Genomic DNA, 8,208 nt, shown 5'->3' on the forward strand with positions numbered 1-8,208 from the left:
ACTCTGTACTTCAACAGATTGATAACCGCTATATTACTTATTACTTATTTGCAAACTAACTTGCCGATCGCGCTGTTAATTCGAGTTGATTCTGGCACAATGCCAAATAGGCTCGGGCGATGGTGTCTTCTGGGACTTGTTGCACGCAGACTTTAAATTGCTCGGCGGCTTCTTCAAAAGCTTGCATGTGATGGAAAACTATGGCTTGCTCGAATAAGGTTTTGGTCGTGGCTTTACCTTTTCGCAAAGAAGGGGCATCGGCATCAAAAACTTCAAACACCGAGACTTGTTTTGTTTTGCCTTTGACATTGACCCGATCGACTAAACGAATCTGATAATCCTCTACATTTTGTAGTTCTAGAAAAGTATTTTGGGATATCAGTAACGGTACGCCATATTGTTTCGTCAAACCTTCCAAGCGGGAGGCTAAATTAACCGCATCGCTAATCACCGTGCCATCCATTCGTCGCTCGCAGCCCACGGTTCCGAGCATTAAATCGCCAGTATTAATGCCAATGCCGACGCGAATGGGTTCGTAGCCGGATTTTCTTCGATTTTGATTGTAGTCTTGGAGTTGCCGCAACATCATAATCCCCGCGCGGACGGCATCGTCGGCACTTTCTCCAAATAGAGCCATAATCGCATCGCCAATATATTTATCGATAAAGCCGTGATTGTCTAAAATCGCTGGCTCCATGGTCGATAAATAAGAATTAATAAATCTAAAATTATCGGTGGGGGTCATTTGTTCGGACAAACTCGTAAAGTCGCGAATATCCGAAAATAAAACTGACATATTTTTTTGAACTTCATCTCCTAAACGGACTTCGAGAATACTCTCTTTTTGGAGAATTTCTAAAAACTGATGGGGCACAAATCGACCGTAGGCAGTATAAATTGAAGCCAGTTTGAGATGAGTTTGAATTCGGGCGAGGAGTTCTTGCTTGTTAACGGGTTTGGTTAAATAATCGTTCGCGCCCATATTCAATGCCTCGACGAGATCGTTGACTTGATTTTTCGCCGTCAGCATTAAAATTGGCAATTCATTGGTTGAATAGATTTGGCGCAAGTGCCCGCAAACTTCATACCCAGTCATTTTAGGCATCATCACGTCGAGTAGAACTAAATCGGGTTTATACCCGTTTTCTATCAGCGCGATGGCTTCCATACCATTAGAAGCCTGGGTCACGTCGTAATATTCCGGAGCTAGGTAGTTGACGAGAACTTGCAAATTGATCGGCTCGTCATCGACAGTGAGAATCTTGAATCGAGGTCGATGGCTCCTATTATTCTCAATTTCGCTCCTGTGGGTTAGAGAGTGGTTTGAGTTCGAGATCTCGTTGCGATCGAGGAGCACAATTCGATCGTCCCGGCGACCCTCTTGCTGGCTGTCGAGCACTCGGGACACTCCAGGCAATTCTCGAGGGGTTACAACTCGATAGCTTTGTTGGGACACTGGCAGGGTAAAGGTAAATTGAGAGCCGACATCGACGATCGAGCGTACCGATATTTCTCCCCCGTGCAACTCCACCAATTGTTTGCTCACAGTCAACCCCAAACCCGTCCCCCCGTATTCGCGAGCGGTGGAACCATCTGCTTGCTCGAAAGAGGCAAACACGCGATCGAGTTTGTCTTGGGCAATCCCGATGCCAGTATCGGAAATTGTCACGGCAAGGAGATTGCTCCCCCCGAAGGAGATCTGCTCTGCCGAAATCCCCACAAAACCTTTCTGGGTAAATTTAATCGCGTTGCCCACCAAGTTATACAAAATTTGCTGCAATCGGTTTTCGTCAGCCTCTACTGGAGGGAGTTCTGGGGAAATAGCATTCACCAGTTGCAAGTCTTTGCTACCGACGAGAGACTGACTCAAAGTAAGGACGATGTCGATAATATCTCGCAAGTAAATGGGTTTGAGTTGCAGTTCGATATTTTTGTGCTTGAGCTTGGAGAAGTCGAGAATATCGTTGACGAGATTGCTCAGGCGGCGACCGCTCCCCGCGACCATCTGCAAGTTTTGCCGTTGTAAGTCCGATAGTGGTCCCGTCGCACCGTCGAGCATGGATTCCACAATCCCGATCGTACCGTTGAGGGGGGTTCGCAGTTCGTGGGACGTGTTGGCGAGGAACTCATCTTTGAGTTTATCGAGATGCTGTAACTGGGCATTTTTTTCTTCGAGGGTGGTAAAGGAAGATTGCAACCGATGGGCCATTTGCTCGAAGGATTTTGCTAACTCTCCCACTTCCTGGGTGTGGGTACTGCCAACGGTAGCCTCCCATTCCCCTCGGGCGATCGAAGCGGCTGCTGCGTTCAACTGCAAAATCGGTCGCGTCACCCACCGCGCCGCCAGAATTCCCACTCCGGTGGCCACTGCCAAGGCGGCCGCGCACAAGGCAATCGTCGTGCGAGTGTTGGCATTAATTTGCGCCATGAAATCCGACTCGGGAATCGTCACCACAATCAGCCAATCTAACCCCCGACCGTCCTCAAAGGGTGTCACTTGCACCAGATAGCGCTCTCCATCTTGGCTGTAGGCAAACTGTTGGGAGGTCTGCACGGTGGCAAGATCTGCGGTGCGATCGAACAGTTGAGCTGTGGTGGCGGCAACCAGAGGAGATCGGGCATTAACCGCCGAGACTCGCTCTTCTTCTCCCGCCTCCGTTTCGATGAGATATTCCTCGTCGGTGGAACTGGCCACCAAGTCCCCCGACCGCTCGATCGTAAACGCCACACCGGATTTACCGATGTCGAGTTCCGCCAAAAACTCACCGATTTGAGACAAAATCAAGTTGGTTCCCAGGGCACCGCGAAACTCGCCTTCGGGGGTAGAAATGGGTATGACGGGGGTAATTTGCAATACCCCCAGATGAGCGGAGGGGAAGATGGGACTCCAGGTCGGCTCACCTCTTTGTTTGGCGGCTTTGTACCAGGGACGGGTACGGGGATCGTATTTTTTGGATTTGACTTGTTCGATGGGAGTGCCAAATTCGTCGAGGTTGTAGATGACTCGTTCCGGTTCGGTTTGAGGATCGCGAACTTTGAGAACGGTGTTCCCATCGGGAAGTTCCTGCACGCCGAGAAAATCCCCATATTCGTTGCCGAAGTAGATGTAATCGACCGCTTCGTCGATTTGGATGAGCGATCGAAATTTGGTTTGCAAAGACTCAAAATCATCTAAATCCAAACCGCCATTACGAATGGAGGCATCGTTGATTTGATGGAAGAGGTGGGGGGTATTGAGATAATTTTCAACGTGTCCGTCGATGCGATCGGTGACGCTGTTGCCAAGTTGGCCGATCGCTTCGTTAACGGCTTTTTGTCCGTTGCGCAATGACAACCAGCCGGTTAATCCGACAGCCGCAAAGATTTGGAGGATGAAGGGAACGATGAGAACCGTTTGTAGGGACAGTGCCGATTTGCGAGGAAGCTTAGAAGGAGGATGTTGCAGTTTGGAGGAAGAATCGGCAGAGGAATGTCGATCGGCCATAATATTGGGATAAAAATTTATGCTCCAATTCAAATCTTCAAGCGATCGACCGACCAATCGGCAACGATTTCGATTCGCTGTCGGTGTTTGTCGGTTTTAAGTCCTTAAAGCTACTACAATGCCCCTGGTGGGTCTTATTTTAATTGATTTTATTTCAGATTATAGCGAAAAGCGAACTGGTCAGGAACGTTCGTCGCCGCGCGTCTGGAAAATTTAAACTCGAATTAAACTTGAAAAATACGGTTTCGATCCTCGTCCTGCGGGTTCTTCAACCTTTGGAAATTCCGTTTGAGATCGACAATGTACTCGTCAATATCGTGTTCTTCTAAGTCCGCCGATCGATCGCCTTTGGACGTACTTCCATAATTTGACCGATTTTTCGCACTAAACTCGGTTGAGAGCTGAGTATCGACGATATCGGAGTTAATTGCGATGGCTTTTAAAGCCTCCAAAGCTGCGATCGTGAATTGACTGGATTCGCTACTAAGACGTGCCATTTCGCCAGTAGTTCGATCGGAAAATATTTTTGAAATTCCCGATAGAGACTGAAGCAATCGACGGTAGAAATGGCGAGACGCTACGATAGCGATGCCAATGCCGATCGGAAAACCTCGAGTTAAATCAATCGGTGGTTTTGGTCTTTTCGATCCCTAGAAATTTGCATCGACATTCGCAAATAAAGTGATATGCGCGAATTTATCCAAAGTCAAATTCCCAACTGATAGCAGCTCAAATTAGACGATTTACCCTTGCTTGAGACGATGTCGTGTTCGACCACTATTGATGAAAGTCTCCGAAAAGAGAAAATACGGTATCTGTGAGTTTTTTAGAGGTTATATTTTTAGGCCAAAGATTCGATCGCCCTTTATTTCGTCCAAAATTCAATTCTCAACTCGTCATACCGTTGAATATTATCGATGCTTTCCGTTTTTCTCCGTTTCACCTAACGAGTTCCCACCACCAGTCGATGGGTGGCACGAAAATATACGCTATTTCCATAGACAGAATGACGATAATTAATGCCACCAAACTCGATGCGATCGGCTCTAAACTTTTTAGCAACAACTTAACAATCTTAAAGTGATAACCGTTCGATCTTTAAGAGATTTTTATATTTTGATAGAGGATCGCGAAATTGTGTCGTATCTAACTTATTATGATATCAAATCCAGAAAAATTTTACATCCCTCAGAAGGCTGAAGGCAACAGGTTTATTGCCGATTTATACTAATAGGTAGACCAGGTCGGAATGCTTTACCGAATTCGAGGTCATTACCGTGAAATTACTACATAAAACTTTAGGAACTGTTGCACTTATAGCATTATTCAATGCCATTGTCCCTAGTCCGGCATTTGGGCAACAAGTCACCCCATCGGATACTTCCGTGCGCGTTGTTGGCGATGATTTCGTCGTCTTAGCTACCGCAGCCATGGCAGATGGCGATTATCACAATGCCGCGTACCATGCGAACAAAGCACTCGAGATCGACGAAACTCTCGCCGATGCCTACTTCTTGCGCGGACAAGCCTTCAGCTATCTGGGCGAGCGAGACGCGGCGATCGCCGATTTGGAAAGAGCGGCGGACTTGTACCTCGCACAAGACGATCGCGTTGGATATCAAGCGGCTGTCGATACATTATCTGGAGTCTGAGGTCGCAGGAGCGAGCGCGATCGTATCTCCAAACGTTGCATCGATCGAAAACGATCGACCAACGCAAATCTCATAGGGGTCAAGCGTACAAATTGGCCACGAACTCGCCGTATCCGTTATAGGGAAGTGTGGGGATGCGCGTCCAGGATAAGGGCGAACCCTTACTAACGACCTTCTCACTCGCTTGGGACCAACGGGGGTGGGGTTGGCTGGGGTTCACGTTCGCCTCGAAACCGTATTCGTTGGGAATGAGAGTATTCCAGTAGGTGGCGGGTTGCTCTTTAACGAACTCGATTTTGACGATCGACTTTGCCCCTTTAAAGCCGTACTTCCAAGGAACCACCATCCGCATGGGTGCGCCGTTTTGCTTGGGCAGAGTATGACCGTAGATGCCAGTGGCGAAGAAAGCCAAATCGTTAGCCATTTCCTCAATTCGCAGTCCCTCGGTATAGGGCCAGGGCAAGCTGTTGGGCCGCCAGCCGGGGCCGGTGGTAATTTGCGGATCGTAGAAAGAGGTAAAACTGACGAATTTTGCGGCGGCGGTGGGTTCGACATCGGCCAGAAGCAAGCGCATGGGAAATCCGGCCCAGGGAACCACCATCGACCAGGCTTCCACGCATCGGAAGCGATAAATGCGCTCTTCGATGGGAAACCGGGATTTCAAGTCGTCGAGATCGTAGGTACGGGGATTTTTCACCTCTCCGGTGACTTCCACTTTCCAATCCTCGGTAGGTAGCGCTTGGGCGGCTTTCCAAATCCCTTTATTTCCACCAAATTCGTAGAAGTTGTTGTATCGAGCGGCCAGATCCCGTGGTGTCATGGCTCGATCGACCTCCGCAAAGTTGGGATTGCGGGGGATGGAACCGAGGTTGACGGTATTGGCGGTGGGAGAGAGTTCGCTGCTCGAAGTGTCTTGCCGACAGCCGGAAATGGAGAGAGCCGCAGCGCCCACCCCCGCACCGATCAGGGTTTTGAGAAAACGACGACGATTGAGAAACGCGCTTTCGGGAGTAATATTATTTTCGGAAATATACCAGGAAGGGGGAATGCGGATGAGGGTCATGGCGGATGGCGGCAATCGAAAAACGACTCTACGTGTTAAGATATTTTACTATTTTTACAGCCATCGCTTGCATTCCCCCAGACAGATAAGTATCGATCGAGCTGTCTGGAAACGGTCTAATTGGGAGCCATCAGTTTGCGCGGAACGACCAGCACCAAGGTCAGAATCACCAGTTGAATCGGCCAGGGTGCGAGAACCAGATCGAGAACGAAGCAGATCGCAACAATTCCCAGAGCACACATCCGGGGGACTTCTTCGGAAAGATTGAGGTAAAGGTAGGCTGCGACTAGAGCAGAAATTAAGGCAATTGCGAACAGTGGTGACATTTGTAAACTCGTACCTCTCGGGGATAAATTCTATCGCGCTCTATCCTTGAAGAGCGAGGCTTTTGCTAACACTTTGCTTAAGATAAATTAACGCCAGCCCATTCAATCGATTCGCTTTGTTAAACTCGCACTGTTGTATCTATTACATATTGTTACAGAAAGAAAAACAAAGTGGTTAAAACTTAGAAAAAATCGGCATTTGTGCTTAGGTATTTATTCTCATTGACAAAAAAGAAACGATCGAAGCGCGTAAAGGGGGGATTCCCGATCGCGACCTGGGTATAATTTCGTCCAATTTAGTTAGAAATTCAAGGGTTTGAGGCGATCGCCTTCATGAGTGAGAACATTAATATATATACAGGTGCATCATTAAAAATCGCGCCGCTAAATATTAACCCATCAAGACTCAAGCCCGATCGAAGATTTTCCATCGTTTCTTAAAAGACAGCAAAAATGTTTAACGCAACGGAACTTTTAATCGACGAATTCGTTCAAAATCTGCGCGATGGCTACCAGCATACCTACGGTGGTCTCAAACCCGACTATGAAGATATCATTGCTTGGGCGGGGGGGATGGCACTCGAAAATATTGCCAACAGCGATGCTCTCTACCATAATGTCGAACATACGATTCTCGTCGCCTTGGTGGGACAAGAAATTTTGCGCGGTCGACAAATCCGCCAAGGGGGAGTTTCCTGCGAAGATTGGTTGCACTGCATCATTTCTCTGGTGTGCCACGATATCGGCTACGTGAAAGGTGTTTGCCGCCAAGATCGCGACGGGATGTACGCCACCGGAATCGAAGGGGTCATGGTATGCTTACCTCCGGGGGCATCCGATGCGGGATTGACTCCTTACCACGTCGATCGGGGTAAATTATTCATTGACGAACGGTTTGGCGGCCACAAGCCCATTGATGCCGAAGTCATCAAACGCAACATCGAACTGACCCGTTTTCCCGTCCCCTCCATCGAAGACCATCGAGACACCATCAACTATCCCGGTTTGGTGCGAGCCGCCGACCTCATCGGTCAGTTGAGCGATCCGCGATACCTCAAAAAAATTAGCGCCTTGTTCTACGAATTTGAAGAAACTGGAACCAATAAAGGTTTGGGCTACCAAAACCCCGGAGATTTGCGCAACGGCTATCCCAAATTCTATTGGTATGGGGTCTTTCCCTATGTCAAAGATGCTCTAAAATATTTGGACTTGACCCAGCAGGGCAAGCAAATCGTGGCGAATTTGTATTCCAATGTATTCGTCGTCGAACACGATGCGCCCAAAGCCTCGTAGTCCGGTTTCCATCTACACTTTAACGTTTTATGCAGTGGTGGCCCAAACTCAAGCAAAATTCCCTCGCCCGCTTTGGGGCGACTGTGTTGATTATCTTTTATATTTTGGCCGTCGGGGCGGGCTTTTTTGCGCCCTATGCTCCCGATAGCGCCCAGGAGATGGGTTCTCTGCTGCCACCGACCCAAATTTTCTGGTTCGATAACAACGATCGCTTTATCGGTCCCCACGTCTACCCCACCACCCAAGGGCCAACGATTCTAGAAACTGGAGAACGGGCGCTAGAAATCGATCGGACTCAACCCTCCCCCCTGCGGCTGTTCGTCAAAGGCGAAACCTACAAACTATTCGGCTTGATTCCGGGCAACATTCACTTGTTCGGAACCCTGGGTG

6 protein-coding genes and 1 pseudogene are annotated in these 8,208 nt (G+C 48.5%); 3 read left to right on the top strand and 4 right to left on the bottom strand.

The genetic code is table 11. From position 1 onward, the window contains the following. Positions 1-55 precede the first annotated feature (55 nt). Entirely contained in the window at positions 56-3,517 is a 3,462-nt protein-coding gene (locus IQ235_RS12350; protein ID WP_264321762.1) for a response regulator, read from the bottom strand. Positions 3,518-3,708: 191 nt separating this feature from the next. Then, positions 3,709-3,981: a hypothetical protein gene (locus tag IQ235_RS12355; protein WP_264321763.1), complete on the bottom strand. Its 273-nt coding sequence runs from the start codon at positions 3,979-3,981 to the stop codon at positions 3,709-3,711. Between the two features lie 780 nt (positions 3,982-4,761). Between IQ235_RS12355 and IQ235_RS12360 the strand changes: the two genes are divergently transcribed. Beyond that, positions 4,762-5,136, top strand: a complete 375-nt coding sequence (locus IQ235_RS12360) for a tetratricopeptide repeat protein (RefSeq protein WP_264321764.1) — start codon at positions 4,762-4,764, stop codon at positions 5,134-5,136. A 79-nt stretch (positions 5,137-5,215) separates the two neighbouring features. On the opposite strand, the gene msrP is transcribed toward IQ235_RS12360, so the two are convergent. Continuing rightward, a complete protein-coding gene (gene msrP / locus IQ235_RS12365) occupies positions 5,216-6,199 on the bottom strand; it encodes a protein-methionine-sulfoxide reductase catalytic subunit MsrP (protein ID WP_264321765.1) in 984 nt (327 codons plus the stop codon). A 116-nt stretch (positions 6,200-6,315) separates the two neighbouring features. Continuing rightward, complete coding sequence (locus IQ235_RS12370) at positions 6,316-6,525, bottom strand: hypothetical protein (protein ID WP_264321766.1); 210 nt, start codon at positions 6,523-6,525, stop codon at positions 6,316-6,318. Between the two features lie 453 nt (positions 6,526-6,978). Here IQ235_RS12370 and IQ235_RS12375 point away from each other — a divergent pair, with 453 nt between their 5' ends. Together IQ235_RS12375 and IQ235_RS12380 are read left to right on the top strand one after the other, a co-directional pair. Further along, positions 6,979-7,818, top strand: coding sequence for an Npun_R2479 family HD domain-containing metalloprotein (locus IQ235_RS12375; RefSeq protein WP_264321767.1), 840 nt, complete (start codon positions 6,979-6,981; stop codon positions 7,816-7,818). A gap of 29 nt (positions 7,819-7,847) precedes the next feature. After that, a pseudogene (locus IQ235_RS12380) lies at positions 7,848-8,208 on the top strand (ABC transporter permease); the annotation flags it as partial.

The organism is Zarconia navalis LEGE 11467, from assembly GCF_015207075.1.
Classification (GTDB): domain Bacteria; phylum Cyanobacteriota; class Cyanobacteriia; order Cyanobacteriales; family Geitlerinemataceae; genus Zarconia; species Zarconia navalis.